We start from the raw sequence: 21,598 nt of genomic DNA on the forward strand, positions 1-21,598 counted from the left end.
GATCGCACGGAGACTCGTGTCCCGATATGCCGACACATCGTTATTATAAAACGATAGGACAGAACCCATCAAAACTAATGACATAGACTACTAGTAGTCTGTCAAGAAATAATTGACGAATAAATTTTCTGTTGAGACGGCGATTTATCGCGTCTCTCCAACCGTCAAAATGGGTTTGACAGACCACTAGTTTTTCTAGGAGCGTTAAAGTCATGCATATAGTGAACACCATTCCATCTGTAAACAAATACATTTAGTTCACTATTAGGTTGAAGCATCTTTAGAGGATGTCTGAAAAGTAAAAAAGCCCACGTAACGGTATCCTATCAGTAGAAAAAATCCTGTCGAACTCACGTTTTAAAAAATAAAGCCTGTATTCATTACTGAATCAGGCAATTGAAATTTTTTATTAAATTTGCACCGAGAACTTCAGTTTAATTACTGAATAGCGAATCCTTCCGGTCTGATCGCATCTTCTAAATCAACGCCCATCAGGTTAACCCCCTGGATGTTTGCATTTGTGAGATTTGTCTTTTCCAAGTCTGCGCCCTGTAGGTTAGCTGTTTGCAGGTTTGCTCCCATCAGGTTGGCTTTCTCTAGGTCTGCATCAAATAGGTTTGCTCCCAACAGGTTTGCTCCCAAAAGGTTGACCTTGCCTAAATCTGCTCCTTGAAAGTTAGCCCCTTGTAAGTTTGTTTCCTGTAAGTTAGCCCTTTCTAAGTCTGCATCTTGTAAGTTAGCACCCTCCAAGTTTGCCGCTTGCAGGTTTGCGTCCTTGAGCATTGCTCCAGTCAGGTTACAGCCGACACATTCATTGGTTTGTAGTAAATATCTCACGTTTTCTGCTACAGACACTATTGGAGATACAACCGGAGATATTGCTGGTGCTGCTAAAGACTCCATTGGTGATGTATCTGGAGATATTTCTGGAGCTAGTTCAGATTCTGTAGGTATGGATGGTGTTAGTGTTTGAGCTCTAACGCTGGGTTGGTCAAACAGAGAAATTCCTGCTACAAGTACCAGAAATACTGCTGTGACAATCCACTGAGTTAATTTTTTGGAATTTGATTGATTCATTAGTTTCTTCCTAGGATGATTCGTAGTGGTGGGTTTGCTTTTATAGAAGCCATCAATAATGTGCTTTACTCTCACTTTAGATAAATTGATTGATAAGAGCAAATATTATTTTGATTCAAATTGATAAATTCAAGTGATTAAAAAATCTTTTTGGATAGCACCCATCAAGAATGTTGAGTTTTCCGAGCAGGTGCGTCACCGAACAGCCCGTCGTAGACATCGCCTCAGACCTAATTGGAAAGCATTGCCAGACTAGGTAAAAGTCGATATGTTTCACTTTTAATTAAGATAGAGAGTCCCAAGTAAATTAAGACAAACGGGAAGATTTTCCGACCATAGCGAGTTAAAACCGGAGCCATCAGAGGATTACGAGTCAGGTAATAAGAGAGTAAGCACCACACCCCAACAGTCAAATAGCAAACACACAGAATTACACCTAAACTTGGAAGATTGCTACTGGCAAACAACGGTACATAAATTCCAATGTTGTTTCCTCCATTGGCAACGGTGACTGCGGAAACGCGGTGAGTTTGCGGATCGCGGATGGTTGCTAATAGTGATTTCTTCTGGCGTCCAGATTGGGTAGGAGAGGTTAAATCAACTGACACAGCTTGCACTGTCTCTTCCTGTTGTTCTCGACTGATGAGATTACTGATACCAATGGCGACGGGAAGCAAACCTAGCAAACCAATCCAGGTGGTTGGAATAATCAGACCGCCGAAGAAACCAGGGAGACTAGCAAACACTAAGGCAGTGAATCCCAGAAATTCACCGATCACAATATGCTTAGGACGAAAGCTGCGATTGACTTTTCCGAAGAAAGCTGTCAAATATAAATTGTCGTCAAAGGTGGTTGCAAAAGCGGCAGAGATTCCAATAATTAATGTACTAATTAGCCAAGTCATAATTGTTGCTCACAATAATTCAATGCTGTTTGTCCTAGTTCTTCTCGGCTTCTCAATGTCAGGGCAGAGAAGGAGATTTTCTGACTGTTTTACCTAACGAGAACCGATCGAGGTTCGCTAGTCATTAGCCAATTCCCCAGTTTTTAGAGGCGATGCCTACGGCGGTAAACTACGCCTCTAATCAAATTGGTGATTTTTTTCGCAGCAAGGTACCTTGGGAGCTCATGAAGTTAATATTATGGCCTGCAAGCAAATAAGAGCAAATACTCTTATTTTTTAAAAGGATAAACAAAACTGATTGACAACTTGACCATGTGTTTTCTTAGTTTTTCCTCGTTTCCTCGTTCCTATGCTCCGCATGGGAATGCATTCATTGAGACTCTGACTCAATGCCTGACTGGAAAAAGAGTTTCTAATCAACCATTACCATGCTCCGCCTGGGAACGAGAGAATACCTAATACTGAGCTATTGTTTGAGAAACTTCTGTGCGTAGTTTACCGCCGTAGGCATCGCTCCTATTGAAGAGATGCTAAGTAGTTCTCTGTCGGTAAATTTTCCGATATTTTTGCCTACTAGCGTTCAACATCGGTTAATATGACTAATCGCGCCCTGGCTTGAGTTTTAAAATTTACAGTAATGTTTTATGTTTAACTTGTAATTATGCTAACCAGTGTTGACCGTTTATTATTTGTCCGGCGAGTCCCGATTTTTAAGGAATTGCGGGATGATTTTATTGTGCGGCTGACTTCAGTAATGAACGAATTGTCATTTCCGGCTAATTACACGATTTTTCGACAAGGAGAAGAAGGGCGATCGCTCTATATTGTGGTGTCAGGTCGAGTTAAAGTTCACATTGGAAATAAACAACTTGCAGAGGTGGAACAGGGAAAATACTTTGGTGAGATGGCAGTATTTGATACTCAACCTCGTTCCGCCACCGCAACGACTCTGGAACCTTGTGAATTTTTAGAACTGACACAAGAGCAACTTTATGATGCGATCGAAGAAACTCCCGAAATTGCGGTGAATATCATTCGTGAGTTATCCCGTCTGATTCGCAGGTTGAATGACGATATGAGTGTAACGAATTCGCCACGAACAAATCCGGGGGGTTTTAGCAGAGAGTGAGAAATAGTGGTTTGGTTCTTGTGCAGCTTCCAAAACACTACTAAGTACAGAACACCACAAAAAGGGTATGGAATTTAATTATTCGTAGGTTGAGTAAAACTTTAGTGTTACCCAACATCAAGTCTGAATATTTGCGAACCCCTTTTACGGTGACGTGTACTAAGTACAGTTTCGTTTACAAGCGTAGCGTTAACGTGGCAGCGACTTCACCAACAAAACTGTTAACTGCATTACTGGGTACAAACAGGTTTAACCAAGGGTGTGACTATAAAAGCGATCGCCACTACCAGAGCGATTGTAACTAGTTTGAGGACATAAGTGCTGTATCGTAAATGTACATTTAACTTCATAAAAATTCCTCAGAGCAGATTTCCTCTGTTGGAGAATCTTAATAACTTTACCAAGTTTTGGTATCAGCAGTAAAAGTAGATCAGTCTTCAAAGTTTACTTGCCCTACATGAATGGAATTATCAAACAGAATTCAGGAGTCAGGAGTCAGAATTCATGTTAGGTATTCTGTATGACTGGCGGATGAATAACCGGGTTTAATACCCCCACCAAATCGTAGATTTGGTGGTCTTCAATTCCTGCGCGGTCCCAATCCCCGACTGAAAGATTGGGACCGGAGCTTGTCGTTTGTCTCCGGCTCCGCTCCTGAATTCAGAATAGCTGAATTCTTCTTCAAGAACGCTGGTACTACTCAAATCGCTTGTATATTACTGGATTCCAAACCAACCGCCAGTATCACCACCAGCCCAACCTCCAGAGCGTGCAGCAGGAAATGTCTGATTGCAAAGAGTTTTGAATTCTTGAGCAGCACTAATATCTTTACCTTCATAACCTTTGGGTTGAAATATCCGCCCAATATATCCACCTTGTAATCGGATTTGACCCATTACATAAATTCCACCACCAACAGAATAAATACTTCCTTCTTGATTGTGAGAATAACAAGCAATATAACCACCATCTTGCAATGTGTACTTGTTAACGGTGGGCAAAATTTTCTCTATATATCCAGGCGCTGGCCAGTTGACAACACCCCCTTGGGCGCTAACATATACCCTAAAGTCTTCTGGTAAAAGATAGTCTGTCACTTTAGATACTAAAAGAGCAGGAGCAGTACTAGTTGTCTGAGCTTGAGCTACAGTAGACTGTACTAGTGGAAAACATAACACTGTTGTAGTAAACAAAGTTAAAGTAGATGCAATAAACTGTTTTATCTTCATTAGCCTTAAGTCCTTTTGTTACACTAGAAATCTCCAAAATACTAATATTCTGCGGTAAAAGAACATCATCAGAAGTTTTTTGAAATGAAAACATGAAGCACTGTTTTACCACCCTAGTATCCTGCTACTAAGCATATACTTAAAAGTGTAGTTATACACACATAAATTTTTATAAACCCAAAAAATTAGCCCCCTCCTTGCTTGCAAAGAGAGGGCTGAACTTATGTGAGAAACAATTCGTAATTTTTGGCTTAAATTACGAATTACGAATTAATTAATATCCGCCTTCTTCTTCGTATTCTGGCTGTCTTTCCTTGACTTTCTTGGGAATATTCACCGGCTTCGGTGCATCTTCCCAAGCATCGCCCTCTACATCGTCATAATCATCGTAATCATCAGCATAAGGCTTACTATAGGGCTTTGCTTCATACTTTAGCGGTTGCTGGGGTTGTTGATACCTGTCGCTGCCCGTTGCCTCGCTCCAGTTATCTTCTTCCTCATCTTCTTCGTATTGAATAGATTCATACTGCTGCGCCTTCATTACCTGACGCTGTGGCCTTTCTTCTTCCACATAATCTTCATTCCATTCCTCTTCCCGCGCTACGGGTTCGGGGGCGCGAACTCTCTGCTTGGGTGGCTGCAATGGCACTCCAGTTGGCAGTTGATTGGGTGGTGCAATTGTACGCGGTGGAGTATAGCCGTATTCTTCTTCTGCATCGCGCTCCCACGGCGCTTTGCCGATACCCAGGCGCTCTAGTAAACCGGCTGTCAACTGGTTTACTCTTTCTTCGGCTCCCTCAAACACAATCAATCTATTGGGGCCAGTGCTGACAATTTCATCCACTGAGAACTCGTAAGTACTCAAAATTTGATCGGGAATTTGGGGCAATCCTAAAGAAGCAATGACTATAGAGTTAAGCTTCCCGGTTTCGGCGTTGAACTTGAAGCCCCGAACTTTGCCTAATACTTCACCTGTTTCTGTAATTACTTCCCAGTTAATCAGATTACTGAGAGATTCAACTTCGATATCTTCAATTACATCTTCGTTATCAACCAGGATGACATCACCAATCTGGTTGATGTTGTTGAGGTACATATAGCGCGGTATGCCCGAAATAGAGATCAGGCTGTCTCGCAAACCAAGAGCCACAACCTCTCGTTGATCAATATCTACCCAGACTTGACTGATGATGCCTAGCCGCTTGCCGTTGTCGCGGGTAATCACCTGGGTATTTAATATGTCGGAACGCCTAATTATCTGTTCAGAGGTCATTCTATACCGAGTCCTGATCTCGAATCCGGTTTAACGCGATGTGCGACTTATTCTTGTCACCCCTCTCCAAACCTCTCCCCCACAGGGAGAGAGGCTTTGATTTTTGCTGCCCAACCTTTTTAAGGAAGGGGTTCGGGGTTAGGTTTGAGAGAAAGTCACACATTACGTGGTTTATCTATACACTATTATTAACAAAAACTCAAGCAGATGTATTGGATGATTGTAACTTAATCCCCAAAACTTGAGTGTAAGCTCCTCGTGCTTGAGTAACGCCAATTGTGCGTTCGGCTGATTCTATCATCGGACGACGCAAACTCACAACTATAAATTGCGCTTGCTGTGACTGTTGTTTAATCATTCTAGCTAATCGTTCTACGTTTGCCCCATCTAAAAACATATCTACTTCGTCAAAGGCGTAAAATGGCGATGGGCGATAGCGTTGGAGGGCAAAGATAAAGCTCAAGGCGGTGAGTGATTTTTCTCCCCCAGACATGGAAGCTAGGCGCTGTACGGGTTTACCTTTGGGGTGCGCGACTAAATTCAGTCCACTGCTAAAGGGATCTTCGGGATTTTCGAGTTGTAAATAGCCGTCGCCGTCGGAAAGAATGGCAAAAATCGATTGAAAGTTTTCGTTGACAGCATCGAAAGCTTCTTTAAAGGCAAGTTGCCGCAATGTGGTAAAATTCTCAATCCGCAAAAGTAATTCGGTGCGTTCCCCTTCTAAGGTTTGCAATTTTTGCGTGAGTTCCTGGAGGCGGTTTTGAGTGCGTTCGTATTCTTCCAACGCCAGCATATTCACAGGTTCCATTGCCTGTAAGCGTTTGGTAAGCGATCGCAATTCTTTCTGCAATTCTTCCAAGTCTACCTGATCTGGAACTTCCGGCAACGGATTCGGCAATTCTGCTCCCACATCCCGCAACTGACTTTGCAATGCAGCTAGTTCCTCCCGCCGCTTCTGTTGGGTTTCTTGGAGTTTTTGGATTTCCCATTGCAATTGTTGTTGGCGCAAAAGATGCGATCGCACTTCCTGTTCTGTGGCGTCGCGTTTTTGTTTTTCTTCTCCTAAATTTTGTTCCAGAAGGCTTAGGTTGGCGCGGGTTTGGGTGATTTGATCGTCTATCGTTGTGATTTGGGTGGAGACGCGATGAATCGCGTCTCTACAAGAGGTTTGTTGGGTTTCGTATTCGGTGATTCGCGTTTCTGCTTCTTGGATTTTTTCTTGCAAACGTTGTTGCTGATTTTCTAAATTTTTTAATCTTTGTTCAGCTTCGCGTAATGCTGTTTCGCGTTGTTGCAATTGTTGCTCTTGAATTTTAATTGTCGCCTGGATTTGTTGCCATTCGCTGGGGGTTTGAGATGCTTCCAACTCGGCTAAAGCGTGTCGCAATTGTTGCAACTGATTTTCTTGTCCCGGTAATTCCCGCTCTAAAATTTCCAATCGAGATTGAGCAATGGCTAACTTTTGGCTGTTTTGGGAAAGTTGCGATCGCGTCCCCTCTAATTGCCCTGTTAAACTCTTAATATCTTTCTGCAACTGTTCCCTTTGCAACTGCTGTTCGCGCCGCGCTTGACGCGCTTCTGTGAGTTCTTGGGTGAGTTGTTTGGTTCTGGTTGATAAAGTTGCGATCGCTTCAGTACAACGCTCTAAAACCCGCTCAATATCCACCAAGCGACTTCTGAAAGCGATCGCTTCATCAGATTCCGCCGCTTCCGCATTCCCAAACCGCAATGCCGAACGCTGAGTATTACTACCACCAGTCATCGCACCGCTAGTTTCCAGAAGTTCCCCGTCTAAGGTGACGATGCGATACAATCCTAAGTTTTTCCGCGCCGCTTCAAGGTTGGCAAATACTACTGTGTTACCGAAAACATAGCTGAATACATCTTTGTAGCGGCGATCGCAATCGACTAAGTTAACGGCATAGTTGATGAAACCGTTGGCAAAACGTAGCGTTGCATCTTGAGTAAATTTGGGAGCGTGAATTTTATTCAGTGGTAAGAAAGTCGCCCTCCCTGCACGTTTCTGTTTGAGCAGTTCAATCCCGGCTGCGGCGATTCCATCATCTTCTACCACAATATGTCCTAAACGTCCACCAGCAGCCATTTCTAAAGCTAGCTGATGGCGAGGTTCCACCCTTCCCAACTGCACAACTAAGCCACAAAGTCCAGGCATTCCCGATTGTAAAATGACTTTACTAGCTTGGGTTCCTTGGACTTCTTGCTGTGCCTGCGCTTGCGCCTCTATTTTATCCAACTGGCGTTGTTTTTCCCGTTGTTCAGAAAGTAACCGTTTTTGGGTTTCCTGTTGGATTATTAATTCTTGTTCTGTAGCTGAAAGATTTTGAGCTAAATTTTGGATGGGTTCGCTAGAGGCGTTAAATTCCGTTTCAACTTGATTACACTCAGCTTGTTTTTCTGCTAAAAGGGGTTCGTCACGTTCAATTAACTGGGTTTGCTCTTGGATCAGCTGCTGTAACTGGCGATCGCGTTCCCTGAGTTGTGCTTGTTCGGTGCGTTGCGGTTCCAGAGTTTGCAGCAAAGCTTCAATTTGACGGTTGAATGCTGTTTGTTGCTGTACCCACGCTTCGGAAGCTGAGGCGATTTCTGCTGCTGCTTCGCGGGAGGTTTCTAAGGCTTGGTGGGCTTCATTTCTTTGGTGTTGGGAAGACGCGATGAATCGCGTCTCTACAATGTGTGTTTCGGCAATTTCTTCTAGGGAAAGACGGTGTTTTTGAATTTCTTGTTGAGTTTGAGCTAGACGTTTGGCTGTTTCTTGGGAGGCTGTTTCTAATTCCGTTAGCTGACGCTGGAGTTGTTTACGTTCTGCTTCTTGGGTGGCGAGGGTAGATTGTACCGCCAAAAGTTCCTCTTCTCCCAATGCTTTGACGTGGGCATTGAGTTGTTCTAGTTCAGCAGTTTTTTGAACGATTTCGGAATTTAGGTTTGTGAGTTGGGTAGTGAGTTCACTAGAATTGCGATCGCCAGTTTGAATTTCGTTAACTAACTTTTCTTGTTGTGCTTGTAGCGATCGCCATGATAAAACAGCTTCCCAGGATTGTTTAGCTAGAAATTCCGTGCGGAGTTTTTGATATTTCTCAGCTTTAGCCCGATCTTGGGAAAGGCGATCGCGCTGTGCAGTTAATTCCGTCTCGATAATCCGACAGCTATCTTCCTTTTCCTTCACCTCATCTAAAGTTGATTTGGCTTGGACAATTTTGCGATCGAACGCCGCCACCCCCGCCAATTCATCAATAATTTCCCGACGTTCCCGCGTATTCATCGAGATGATGCTGGTGACATCCCCTTGCAGCACCACGTTATAGCCTTCAGGATAAACCCGCAAGTTACTTAGTTGCTCATGCAATTCTGTCAGCGTACAAGCTTCACCATTGATATAGTAATTCGATGTGTAAGTCCCTTGGTGAGTGACTCGCAGCCGTCTAGTGACACTCCATTCAGTTGGGGAGTGGGTAGAGACGCGATTAATCGCGTCTGTACTGAGTGGGGAGTGGGAATTCTCCTGATCTTCCTCTGCTTCCTCCCTTTGTGTCTTTGTGTCTTTGTGTGAGATTTCATCCGACAAATCAAATGTCACCGTGACGCTAGCCTCAATAGAAGCCCGTCCTTTAGCCTTTTGAGTATTATTTACCAAATCTGGGAGGCGATCGGCTCGCATTCCCTTAGAACTGGAGAGTCCCAGGCAAAATAGTAGTGCATCGAGAATATTAGATTTACCGGAACCATTTGGCCCAGATATGACAGTACACCCCGGTAGCAAAGGGACTGAGGTAGTGCCACCGAAGGATTTGAAGTTCGTAAGTTCCACGCGCTTGATATGCACCATAGGCAAAACCGCACAATATCAACCTTTGCAGCCTTTACTCTCCCACAAATGCTCACACAATGCTCAAATGAGCTAATTTCAGCATCCCAGAGTCAATAAAAGGTATAAACTACTACTCAGCATGAAGGCTCAAAAAATGCTCACTTTTTAGAGGGTAGGGAAGAGTTATATCTTATTATTTCTATGTTTAAATTTAGTTGGACTATTAGTCCAACTAAATTTAAACATACCTCTATTTACAAACTCACATCACTTTTTGGGATAAAACATCAAAAAATCACGATCGCGCTGGCCGGCACACCCCAGGATAGTAAAATTCATTCATCTTTCTCCCTGACACCGCTCACGCTTCCATCAATGCACATGAATGGACAGTAGAATATTCTCAATCAGGCTTGATGATATAGTAATCCGCTTTGATTATTGAACTTATTTGCGTAGGCAGGGAGTAGGGAGTGGGGAGTGGGGAGTGGGGAAGAAGCCTTTTCGGGGTGTACTGAGTTTTTTCAAAAATCAAATAGGAGTCCTATAGTGCTGTAGAGGCTTTAGAGCGTGTGCAATCGGTAGATGATGATTCACTCAACGCCACCGCCAAAAGGGTCTTGCTGGACGCGCTAGGGATAGATGTAAACAGTACTGTAAACACTGTAAACAATGATGAGAGATTTCAGGAATTAGTAGACAATAAAACCGCGTACCTTGCGGATGCGATGAACGAGATTAAAAATTCTCTGAAGGCTGAAATAGACATATTGAAACTTAGGCTAGATTCCCTTGCCCCTACCATTGCACAAATTGAGGATGAGGCATTGCTGGAAAGTGCCATCGCTTCTGAAACCACATCCCAGGATGTAGTTTTTGCTCAGGCAAGCAAGCTATTGTCAAAGGAAGAAATTAAAAGTAAAGCGAATAGTATCGCCAGAACATTGAAAAGCAAAGAATTGGAAATTAGTCTAACTGTTATCAAAAACAAAATCTTAGAACTCTACCCCAATTCTGTTGACTGGATATCTGATGATACGAGGCTAGATGTAATCAGAGCTTTGGAAAAACAACATACCTCATAATAAAAAGGCTGGTTTTCTTGCGATCGCCGTTTTGCACACGAACCTTGACTTTTCCCATAGGCGTTTCTTGTAAGGGGGATGAGGAAAATTAGGAGGATAGGGAATACAAAGATTTTACCCACTTCCATTCCTCTGTCAAACCCTCTCTCAAGGAGACTTGCGGCTGATATCCTAGAATTTTCTGTGCTTTAGATACATCAGCAGCAGTGTGGCGGGCGTCTCCCATCGCCTTTTCTATGTGGTTTCTTTTGATTGATTTCCCGACGATTTCTTCAATCCTATCCAAGACTTCTGCTAAAACTACCCTGCTACCACCACCGATGTTAAAGATTTCTCCCACTGCTTGGGGTGCGATCGCGGCGGCTAAATTAGCAGCGATAATATCACTAACAAAGGTAAACTCCCGCGTTTGCTGGCCATCGCCGTAAATAGGAATCGCTTCATCCTGCAAAATCGATTTAAAAAACTTATGAAATGCCATATCTGGGCGCTGTTTGGGGCCATAAACTGTGAAATAGCGCAATGTAACACAAGGTACGCCAAAGTTTTTGTAATACAGTTCACACAAAAATTCTGCTGCTAGCTTCGTAATCCCGTAAGGAGAAACTGGTTGAGGACAAATTCCCTCGTGGGTAGGTAATGTTTCTGCATCACCATATACACTCGACGAAGAGGCAAATACTAGCCTTTTCAGATGTTTAGCATCTTTGGCTGCTTCTAGCAAAACTTGTGTAGCATTAACATTTCGTTCTGTGTAACCTCGAAAAGCTTTACCCCAACTTGCTCTAACGCCTGCTTGTGCCGCTTGATGGTAAACTATATCAACATCTTTTAGGAGTTTCTGCCAATCTAAAAACTGAATATCTCCTTCAATTAATCTAAAGCCAGGTGAACGATGCAAGTGTATAATATTCTTACGCTTTAACATCGGATCGTAGTAATCATTGAATTCATCAATTCCAATCACTTCTTCTCCTTGTTGCACCAATGTTTCTGCAAGATGAGAACCAATAAATCCGGCGGCTCCAGTAACGATAATTTTAGCCATGTTGCCTATTTCTTTATATCCTGATTAATCTCTAATATTCACAAGTTAATAATTATAATCAATAATTCGTTACTAATTGAGGATTTTTTTAAATTCATTATTGTCGGTTTTCCAGATAACAGATAATTCAACTAATATATTTATATTTAAAATAAGTTACTAAATGTATTCAGTAATTGCTAACAATAAAAATTATAAATTCACTAATTAATAAAGTTTAGTTTCAAGAAGAAAAACAGTTGAAGTTCAATAGTTAAAACAGATCAGCATCTCTGACTTTTCACGCTATCTGGAAAACCTCACTTCAAAGTCTCTCTTCCTTTAAGGAGAGAGACTTTGAATTTTCCCCCTTCCCGCACTTCGTGCCGCTACGCGAACGTAGGGAAGGGGGTTAGGGGGTTAGGTTTTTCGTGGCTTCTCCTAAAAGGAGAGAGACTTTGAATTTTCCCCGTTCCCTGGTAGGGAAGGGGGTTAGGGGGTTAGGTTTTTCGTGGCTTTTCCACATAACGTATGTGAGAATTAATGAAAAAATTGATCCGCGAGAGCCGAATACGGCATTCTCGTTTCGCAAGGGACGCACGAGGAAATCAGTGAAAGTTTTAGTTGTAGGTAATGGGGGGCGCGAACACGCTCTAGCATGGAAACTGTTGCAATCTAAGCAAATTGAGCAAGTTATCTGTGTACCGGGGAATGGGGGTACAGCAAGTATGGAACGTTGCCAGAACTTGCCCCTAGCAGTAGATGATTTTGAGGGCATGAGCCGATATGCTCTAGAACATGGCATAACTCTAGTAATAGTTGGGCCAGAAGTCCCCTTGGCGAGGGGAATCACAGATTACCTCCAAAACAAAGGACTGATGGTATTTGGCCCAATCAGAGCCGGAGCGCAAATTGAAGCGAGTAAAGCTTGGGCAAAAGCTCTGATGCAAGAAGCAGGGATTCCGACGGCACGGGCTGCGGTATTTACTGAGGCAGCAGCAGCAAAATCTTACGTCAAATCTCAGGGAGCGCCAATTGTTGTCAAAGCTGATGGCTTGGCGGCTGGTAAGGGTGTAACGGTAGCTGAAACAGTTGAACAGGCAGAACATGCCGTTGATGCAATTTTTCAGGGACAGTTTGGCAGTGCTGGTGAATTTGTCGTTATTGAAGAATGTTTAATTGGACAAGAGGTGTCAGTTTTAGCGTTGACGGATGGGTTAACAATTCGACCTTTGCTGCCAGCTCAAGATCATAAGCGGATTGGTGACGGCGATGCGGGGGAAAATACTGGCGGGATGGGAGCATATAGCCCAGCACCGATTGCTACGCCTTCTTTGATGGCACGTATTCAAACAGAAGTATTAGAAAGAGCGATCGCCACCTTACGAGCTAAAGGCATTGACTACCGAGGTGTGTTGTATGCTGGATTAATGATTGCACCCGATGGCGATTTAAAAGTTTTGGAATTTAATTGTCGTTTTGGCGATCCAGAAACTCAGGTGATTTTGCCACTGTTAGAAACACCTCTTGAAGAATTGCTTCTGGCTTGTGTACAACAGCGATTAAGTGAATTGCCGCCCATTGCTTGGAAAGGGGGAGCATCTGCCACCGTCGTTGCAGCTTCCGGCGGTTATCCAGGAGTTTATGAGAAAGGTCAGGTGATTACTGGCATTGGCGAGGCAGAGGCAACAGGAGCGACTGTATTTCATGCAGGTACGAAGTTGAACCAGCAACAAGAACTAGTGACAGATGGGGGTCGAGTATTAAATGTGACTGGAATCGGAGAAAATTTTGAGCAAGCGATCGCCCAAGCCTACGCAGCGATCAAATATATTCAGTTTGAAGGGATATATTACCGGAGAGATATTGGGCATAGAGTGATGAGTGGGAAGTAGAGGGAGCTTTGCTAACGGCGAATTACAAGATTTTATCGCTCTGCATCCAAATGCGCTAACCCTGTTAGGAAAGCGTAGACTTCATATCACTTTTCAGATATATAGATTTTCAGTTGAATGCTTTCTTTCAAGCTGCTAAGGTAAGCTAGCAGCGCATAAATAAAAATCACAATTCCGACCATTTCCAAAAACTCTTCAGCAATAATGCCAATTAACGTTATTAGGGTGCGTCGCCCAAAATCTACTCTCAAAACTCCACCCACCATTTCCATACCTAAGGCTCCACCCACATAAACAACTGCGGCAATCAGAAATAAATACCGACTCTTTTGAGGGAGATGGAGCAAAAATTTGAGATATTTAAATGCAAAAACTCCCACTAAAATAGCACCAGGGATAACCCAGGTTTGGAAAAATATCGGATTGAGATGAAGCGATTGTCGCACTGACGGAATAATCAAAATCTCGTGAAAGCTAAATGCTTCATCCAAACTCAAATAGAAAAATATCCAAGATAGGGTTTTCCAGTAAGAAAAATAGCGATCTTGCGTCTTAATAGCGGTAATTACTTTAAGTAATCCCGAACAAAATAATAGAGAGAATACGGAATACCAGGCAGGAATATTGAATTCTCCATCTAGGCTAAATAGTTCGTAAAACCATTTGGTAGCTGGGAAGGGAAACTTCGAGAGCCAGAAATAGCCACTTAACACGCCTGCTAAGGTGAGGCACATAACTGTCACACTTAAACGTCGAGCAATTGTTTTAGCACTAATATGAATTGGTAACTCCACACTATGGATTGATAGTTGCTGCATACGAAGATTGAGCTAATTTTCTTTATGTTAAATACTTAATAGGAAATTATCTCATGTAGGGAAATAATATGAGCAAACTGTTATAGAACTTTCACTACGGAAAACCCTAGATTTTGAACAGAATTGTTAAGAGGATGTTTGAAAAGTCGTAAAGTATACTACAAAAACCGCTTCCATTCCTCTCCCCAAAACGGCTACGGTGTACACACAAGTCCTAAAAACCTGCTTGATAAGGCTTATTGGTGACAACTTAAATAATTCGTAATTCGTAATTACAGCTATTTTCAGGTAAATAGACCACGCGGTAGGGGCACAGCAATGCTCATGCGTGTCAACTTAACGTGAAAGCCAGTCTATAAGCAGCTTTTAGAGATTATCTCGTTCCCAGTCTCCGACTCTTAATGCATTCCGAGAGGCTCCGCCTCAAGACTTGCGGCAGAGCCGCAACGAGCAGCATTTCCAGCCAGAGACTGGAAACGAGGTTTTAAAAGGGTTTTGGCTTAAGTTGACACCTATGGCCTCTGGCTGGAAACGAGATTTTTGCCATGTCTTAACAAGCGTTTATTTTGGGCATCATAATCCCAAGCCGAATATATCAGCTAGCAGTCAGAAAATTTTTTGGCAGCAAGTTTTTTATTTACAACTACAGTATCGACCGATGGCAGATAGTTCTCGATCTAGTTTGTACACTGAGTTGACTTTGGGATGTCTACAGATTCAATTAGGAGTAATCTGTAGCGTCGGTATTTGGACATTATCAGAAGCTAAGTTACAAGCTGCCCAAGCACATCAGACCTGGAAATCACCTTCAGAATGGACGCAGGGAGTCATCAAAATAAATCCTACACCTATTTTGATGGCGGCACCCGAAAACTTCAATCCTTCACTGCGATTACCGCCAGTGTTACCCAAACCACCGCAGAATTCTAGCTCACCAACAACTTCCACCCAACCACAAACGCCGGATGCAGTTTTGGAAAGTATTTATACAGATTATCGCTATGACATAAAGAACTTTGACCAAACTAATTTTTTCCTTGAACCAACGGTTCAGTTTCGATTGAGTAATGGCAATAAAATATTTTTCAAGACAGGTTTTAACTTCTTTGAGCAACCCGGTGTTGAATCAATTACCAATTTCCCATTACAAGTTGGATGGCAAGGAAAAATTGAGCAACTGACTCTGCAAACAGCAGTCGGAGTTGATGTGTTTAATCGTTTACCCACAGCTATCAATCTCAAGGCTAGGGTTGAGGCTTCTATTTCGCCGCAAGTTTCGCCATCAGGTAAATTGCTATCGGCAGTAATACTATCAGGTAATTTAGAACAAGGGCCTTATAAATTCAATGCCCGAACTTTAGGTAATCAAATTACTGCTTGGCGATTTGGGCCTGATTTATATTGGCAGATTGACCGTGACACCAGCTTGTTATCGTCATTGCGTTTGGGTAGTTACAACGATGGTAATTCCGAGGTGCAGTCTTTTAGTAGGTTAGAGCGCAAGTTTGGACAGTTTTCTCTGGGAGCTAACTTATTTACTTTGAGTTACGATCGCAATTTAGAACGCACAAGTGGCTATTTTTCTCCACCAGATTTTCTAGTTTACAACGCTGAGGTCGCTTGGGAGGGAGATATTGCTAATTTCTTACGCTGTCGCCTTGCTGCCAACTTAGGACAACAGCGACTTAAAGGACAATTTGACAACGCCAATACCTATCAAACGCGCTGTACGGTAAAGCTGTCGCCCAATATAGAAGCAGACTTGGGCTATAGCTTTAGCAATGTCCGCAATCAAGATACAGGGGGAAGTGCCTACAGTGGTAATGCTTTGACAGGACAGTTGCGGGTCAAATTTTAAGAGCCAGTAAATAATGAAAACACCATTACCTGATAACGAAATACAACGAATCGAATCTCTTTTGCAGTACAAGATCCTTAATACTCGTTCGGAAGCTGTCTTTGACGACTTCACCCGTTTAGCCTCATATATTTGTGAAACTCCCATTGCTTTAATCAGTTTAGTTGATAGCGATCGCCAGTGGTTTAAGTCAAAGGTTGGAATGGAAGCCCTAGAAATACCCCGATATCAGGCATTCTGCGCTCATGCGATTATGCAACCGGAAATTTTTATTGTGCCTGATGCCACCAAAGATGAAAGGTTTGCTACAAACCCCTTAGTCACCTCTGACCCGAATATTCGGTTTTATGCTGGAGTGCCACTGATTAACCCTGAAGGATATGCACTAGGAACACTTTGTGTAATTGACTATGTACCAAGAAACCTGTCTCTAGAACAAGTTAAAGCATTGCAAATGCTAGGTCGCCAGGTAATCAAGCAACTAGAAATGCGGCGCAACTTAGCAAGTTTGGTATTAGTAAGTGATACATCCAAACAGCCACAGAAGGGATGCAAACAATTGTTAAAAAAGGTTGCCACAGGGTTTGGGTTGGCGTTGACAATTTTAGTCCTGATTGGCACGTTATTCTATCAGAGTACGGGAGTGTTGATTGACACTAGTAAAAAGTTGAACAATACCCAAGTGACAATCAACAGCTTGCAAGAATTGCTATCTAATATCAAGGATGCTGAAACGGGACAACGGGGTTATATACTCACTAAACAGAATGCGTATTTAAAACCATATCAGATAGCAATTACCAAACTTACTCCCGAAATTAAAGAGCTAAGGAAATTAACAGCAGATGATCCTAAGCAACTGAGTCAAATCAACACCCTTGAACCTCTGATTGCACTAAAACTTAACGAACTGAAAAAGACTATCGACTTGCGCCAGAATTTCGGATTAGATGCTGCATTGGAGATCATAAATACAAATCAGGGAGATAACTTAATGAGTGATATCCGCAATATCATTCATGAGATGGAAAACAAAGAGAGGCAAGAACTTCAGCAGCAGTTACAAATCACAAAAACTAGTGCCGAAAATACTCTTTTGACACTTGCGATCGCTATTTGTCTAAGTTTTCTGATTTTGGCCATAGTCTACTACTTCATTTCTCGTGAGGTAAAACAGCGTCAATTAACAGAGGAGACATTAAAAAAAGAACGTAACTTTATCTCAGCAGTCCTTGATACAGCCAGCACTTTAGTAATAGTTCTTGACACACAAGGGGAAATTATTCGCTTCAATCAAGCTTGTGAAAAAAACACTGGTTACTCATTTGATGAGGTGAGAGGAAGGCATTTCTGGAACTTGTTTATACTTCCTGAAGAGATCGGTCCGGTTAAAGCAGTTTTTGAGCAGTTGCGATCTGGTAAAGCGCCCTATGAATACGAAAACTATTGGGTAACTAAGGATGGCAGTCGCCGGCTGATTGCTTGGACTAACACTAGCTTGCAAGACGATAATGGCGACGTTGAATATATTATTGGCACAGGTATTGACATCAGCGATATCCACGACGAGCTTCGCTTACGCAAACGAACTGAACAACATCTCAAGGCAGAATATTCTACAACACGCGTCTTAGCAGAGTCAACTACAATCAACGAAGCCATGCCCCAAATCATGCAAGGAATCTGCGAAAGTTTGGGATGGGATTTAAGTGAATTCTGGATGGTAGATCAGCAAGCAAATCTACTAACTTTCCTAAATTCATGGTATAAAATCTCCTTTGAGATGCAAGAGTTTGACATCCTAAGTCGGCAAACCACCTTTGCACCAGGAATTGGGCTGCCTGGCCGTGTCTGGGCTAGTGGTGAACCTGTTTGGATCGCTGATGTCGTTAAAGATCAGAATTTCATCCGCTTTCAAATCGCTGCCGAAGCAGAACTGCACGGAGCTTTCGGTTTTCCGATCCGTAGTGGTAAAAAAATTCTCGGTGTCATCACTTGCTTTAGCCATCAGATTCAGCAACCTGAACCAGATTTGGCAACAGTGATGAATTCTATTGGTGAGCAAGTAGGGCAGTTTATTGAACGCAAGCAAGCAGAAGAAGAAATCCAGCGCCAAAACTTGCGATCGCAATTATTTACTGAAATCACCCTGAAGATTCGTCAGTCTTTGCAAATCAAAGAAATTCTCCAAATCACTGTTACGGAGGTACAAAAAATTCTCCATAGCGATCGAGTCTTGATTTATCAACCTTTGACAGATGAATCTGAAGCCACCGTGGTTGAGGCAGTAGTTTCTGGGTGGCTAGCAATCAAAGAAAACAAGTTCATCGATGCTTACTTTCAAGCAGAATACGTACAGCAGTACTATCTACAGCAGTTTCGTCAAAAACGGAATCTGGGGCTTGCTGAATTCGATATAGCTGAAGCCGAAAAAAGCCATATGGAATTATTGCAAGAATTTGGAGTCAAGTCCCATTTGGTCATACCCCTTCTTGTCAAAGAAGAACTCTGCGGTTTGCTGATTGTCCATCAGTGTGGCAGTTCCCGCCACTGGTCTAGCTTTGAAACTCATCTTTTACGGCAAATAGCTGACCAAGTAGGCATTGCCTTAGCCCAAGCCCAAATGTTAAACGCCGAAACTCAACAGCGACGAGAACTCGAACTTGCCCGTCACCAAGCTGAATTAGCTTCTCAAACCAAAAGTGCCTTTTTGGCCAACATGAGCCATGAAATTCGGACTCCGATGAATGCTGTGTTAGGGATGACAGGCTTAATGTTAGAAACTCCCTTAAACTCTGAGCAACGCGATTTTATCGAAACAATTCGCATTAGTGGAGATGCCCTCTTAACCCTAATCAACGAAATTTTGGATCTGTCCAAACTTGAGGCTGGAGAAATGGCACTAGAAACTCTAGATTTTGATTTATCTACCTGTGTGGAAGAGGTGTTGGAATTATTGGCTCCCTCAGCCCATCATAAAGGATTAGAAATTGCCGCGTTGATCTATAGCAACGTCCCCACCCAGCTACAAGGCGATGCTGGCCGCCTGCGGCAAATTCTCATGAACCTGATCAGCAATGCGATCAAGTTCACCAGCAATGGAGAGGTAGTACTACGAGCAGAATTGCGATCGGAAAGCCCTACTACAGCCAGCATTTATTTTGCCATTACAGATACCGGTCTTGGCATTACCCCTGAAGACAAATCCAAACTGTTTATGCCATTTACCCAAGTAGATGCTTCCACCACCCGCAAATATGGCGGCACAGGTTTGGGATTAGCCATCTGCAAGCAACTTGTAAGTTTGATGGGAGGAGAAATTGGCGTAGAAAGTCGGTTGGGGAAAGGATCTAAGTTTTGGTTTGAAATAACTCTCGCCAAGCAACTTTACCCGATTTCCTCAGAAGGCGATCGCAAAGCCAACGCTCAGGGCGAACGCGAACTTTTGCGGAATCGACGCTTGTTAGTAGTAGATGATAATGCCACTAATCGCAAAATCATCCACCATCAAGCTATCCGTTGGGGGATGCTGGTGGATCAAGCTGCTTCGGCTACTACTGCCCTCAAAGTTATTCAGGAAGCCGCCAAGCAAAAAAATCTTTATGACGTTGCTGTGATTGATATGCAGATGCCAGAAATAGATGGCATGACTTTAGGAGAGCAAATTAAGGCAAATTCAGCGATCGCTGGGCTACCTTTGATTATGCTTACTTCTACTAATCAACGGGATGAAATTCAACGGGCGCTAAAAATCGGATTTGCGGCTTATTTGGTCAAACCTGTGAAGCCGTCCCGACTCCTCGATACCATCATGACTATCTTAGGAACGCAGGCGGAACAAGAGGAGACAGAAGTCAGAAGTCAGGAGTCAGGAGTCAGGAGTCAGAATTCAGAATTCAGAATTCAGGAGTTAGGGAAAAATTACGAAAACAACAGGAATTATCATTCTCCTGACTCGCCCAGACTTAGAATTATTTTAGCTGAAGATAATCTGGTGAATCAGAAAGTTGCTTTGAAGCAACTCCAAAGTCTGGGTTATAGCGCTGATGTCGCTGGTAATGGGAAAGAAGTTTTGCAGTTATTGGAAAAAATTCCCTACGATTTAATTCTGATGGATTGCCAAATGCCAGTTCTTGACGGTTTAGAAACCACAAAAGAAATTCATCGTTGGCAAGAAAGCAGCTTTGCTAGTGGTTATCGCCCTGTAGTAATTGCGATGACAGCTAATGCCATGAAAGAAGATCAACAAATGTGTCTAGATGCCGGAATGGACGACTATCTGAGCAAGCCAGTAATTAAAGAAAAATTGGCGGCGGCGCTAGAGCGTTGGGGAAGTGTGATATTCACGGCAAAAGAAACAGCTGCCACAGAGCAGACAGTTTCTACAACAGATGCAGGTTCAGTTGACCTCCCAATTGATTGGGAACGTTTGCATCAACTCTCAGAAAACAACCTAGAATTTGAATTAGAACTACTGCAAATATTTGTTGAAGATATTGAACCTCGTCTAGAGGTAGTTAAAATAGCGATCGCAGCTTATGACTTTCAAGAACTAGCGCTCCAAGCCCATCAAATTAAAGGTGCTAGTGCCAATATGGGAGCTACAACCATGCAATTGGCGGCAGAAAAATTAGAAAAATTCGCTCGTAACCAAGAACGTCGAGGTACTACCAACTTCATCTCAGAATTAGAAGAGTTTATTAAACGCATCCAAGAATTTTTAATCAAGACTCCTAACTCCTGTACAGACGCGATTAATCGCGTCTCTCCTAACTCCTGTACAGACGCGATTAATCGCGTCTCTCCTAACTCCTGTACAGACGCGATTAATCGCGTCTCTCCTAACTCCTAACTCCTAACTCCCCACTCCCCACTCCCTTCATAAATAACTTTACTAATAAATAAACAGTAACGATTATCAACTGTTGGCTCATAACTCAACTTGTCAGCAATGGCAGACATGATTTTTAAACCACGACCACGGTCTTGCTCATTCTCCTCAAATTCAGATGTTTGCCGCAATTTATGCTGTAAGTCAAAGGGTTTACCTTGAGACCAGATGCGAATTTCTATATATTTATCTAACCGCACAGCTTCCATCTCAATAGGAGTTTCAATAGGTAAATTTTTGTGAGCATGTTCAACAATGTTAGTAAAGCCTTCCATCAAAAGTGTTTGACATTGCCACCAAATTTGTTTATCAAGAATAGGTGGTTGATTCATCTGCTCGAACCAAGATAATACTTGAGGCAACGCTGTCAGGTCTGTGTTGACTTTTAGATAAATTTTATTTTTCACTTCTTAACCAATAAAATATTTTGAGATGATCATATTCGGTAATTAATTTATTTATAGGACTTACGCAAACAATAGCCAAAACCCCGATTTTCCAGTAGGGGCAATTCATGAATTGCCCCTACCGCGTGTAGTTTTGCGTAAGTCCTAATTTAATTTGAGTATTTTCACTATACATTTC

13 protein-coding genes are annotated in these 21,598 nt (G+C 42.6%); 5 read left to right on the plus strand and 8 right to left on the minus strand.

The features are described from left to right. Window positions 1–438: 438 nt before the first annotated feature. Entirely contained in the window at window positions 439–1,077 is a 639-nt protein-coding gene (locus V7K27_RS15730) for a pentapeptide repeat-containing protein (protein WP_334948719.1), read from the minus strand. 230 nt (window positions 1,078–1,307) lie between these two features. Beyond that, window positions 1,308–1,982: a cadmium resistance transporter gene (locus V7K27_RS15735; RefSeq protein ID WP_334948721.1), complete on the minus strand. Its 675-nt coding sequence runs from the start codon at window positions 1,980–1,982 to the stop codon at window positions 1,308–1,310. 661 nt (window positions 1,983–2,643) lie between these two features. On the opposite strand from V7K27_RS15735, the gene V7K27_RS15740 reads away from it, so the two are divergent. Next, window positions 2,644–3,111, plus strand: a complete 468-nt coding sequence (locus V7K27_RS15740; protein ID WP_334948723.1) for a Crp/Fnr family transcriptional regulator — start codon at window positions 2,644–2,646, stop codon at window positions 3,109–3,111. Between the two features lie 716 nt (window positions 3,112–3,827). On the opposite strand, the gene V7K27_RS15745 is transcribed toward V7K27_RS15740, so the two are convergent. The 3 genes from V7K27_RS15745 to smc all read right to left on the minus strand — a co-directional run bounded on the left by V7K27_RS15745 (window position 3,828) and on the right by smc (window position 9,457). Then, window positions 3,828–4,340 carry a hypothetical protein gene (locus V7K27_RS15745; protein WP_334948725.1) on the minus strand — a complete coding sequence of 171 codons (513 nt, stop codon included), beginning with the start codon at window positions 4,338–4,340 and terminating at the stop codon, window positions 3,828–3,830. Window positions 4,341–4,614: 274 nt separating this feature from the next. Beyond that, entirely contained in the window at window positions 4,615–5,613 is a 999-nt protein-coding gene (locus tag V7K27_RS15750) for a PRC-barrel domain-containing protein (protein WP_334948727.1), read from the minus strand. Between the two features lie 199 nt (window positions 5,614–5,812). Beyond that, on the minus strand, window positions 5,813–9,457 hold the full coding sequence (smc, locus tag V7K27_RS15755; protein ID WP_334948729.1) for a chromosome segregation protein SMC: 3,645 nt from the start codon (window positions 9,455–9,457) through the stop codon (window positions 5,813–5,815). 554 nt (window positions 9,458–10,011) lie between these two features. Here smc and V7K27_RS15760 point away from each other — a divergent pair. Then, the gene (locus V7K27_RS15760) at window positions 10,012–10,524 is read left to right on the plus strand and encodes a hypothetical protein (RefSeq protein WP_334948731.1); all 513 of its coding nucleotides are present in this window, start codon (window positions 10,012–10,014) and stop codon (window positions 10,522–10,524) included. A gap of 88 nt (window positions 10,525–10,612) precedes the next feature. On the opposite strand, the gene V7K27_RS15765 is transcribed toward V7K27_RS15760, so the two are convergent. Beyond that, complete coding sequence (locus tag V7K27_RS15765) at window positions 10,613–11,572, minus strand: NAD-dependent epimerase/dehydratase family protein (protein WP_334948733.1); 960 nt, start codon at window positions 11,570–11,572, stop codon at window positions 10,613–10,615. A gap of 590 nt (window positions 11,573–12,162) precedes the next feature. Between V7K27_RS15765 and purD the strand changes: the two genes are divergently transcribed. Further along, the gene (gene purD, locus V7K27_RS15770; RefSeq protein WP_334948735.1) at window positions 12,163–13,446 is read left to right on the plus strand and encodes a phosphoribosylamine--glycine ligase; all 1,284 of its coding nucleotides are present in this window, start codon (window positions 12,163–12,165) and stop codon (window positions 13,444–13,446) included. 86 nt (window positions 13,447–13,532) lie between these two features. Here purD and V7K27_RS15775 read toward each other — a convergent pair whose 3' ends face one another. Then, complete coding sequence (locus tag V7K27_RS15775) at window positions 13,533–14,264, minus strand: hypothetical protein (protein WP_334948737.1); 732 nt, start codon at window positions 14,262–14,264, stop codon at window positions 13,533–13,535. A gap of 514 nt (window positions 14,265–14,778) precedes the next feature. Between V7K27_RS15775 and V7K27_RS15780 the strand changes: the two genes are divergently transcribed. Next, a complete protein-coding gene (locus V7K27_RS15780; protein ID WP_334948739.1) occupies window positions 14,779–16,122 on the plus strand; it encodes a cellulose synthase subunit BcsC-related outer membrane protein in 1,344 nt (447 codons plus the stop codon). A 13-nt stretch (window positions 16,123–16,135) separates the two neighbouring features. Continuing rightward, the gene (locus tag V7K27_RS15785; protein ID WP_334948741.1) at window positions 16,136–20,974 is read left to right on the plus strand and encodes a response regulator; all 4,839 of its coding nucleotides are present in this window, start codon (window positions 16,136–16,138) and stop codon (window positions 20,972–20,974) included. Here the strand turns inward: V7K27_RS15785 and V7K27_RS15790 are convergent. After that, window positions 20,971–21,420, minus strand: a complete 450-nt coding sequence (locus V7K27_RS15790; protein ID WP_334948743.1) for an ATP-binding protein — start codon at window positions 21,418–21,420, stop codon at window positions 20,971–20,973. The two genes, V7K27_RS15785 and V7K27_RS15790, sit on opposite strands and share 4 nt — an antisense overlap. Between the last annotated feature and the right edge of the window lie 178 nt (window positions 21,421–21,598).

The sequence above is a fragment of the Nostoc sp. genome (assembly GCF_036919575.1).
Lineage (GTDB): Bacteria > Cyanobacteriota > Cyanobacteriia > Cyanobacteriales > Nostocaceae > Nostoc.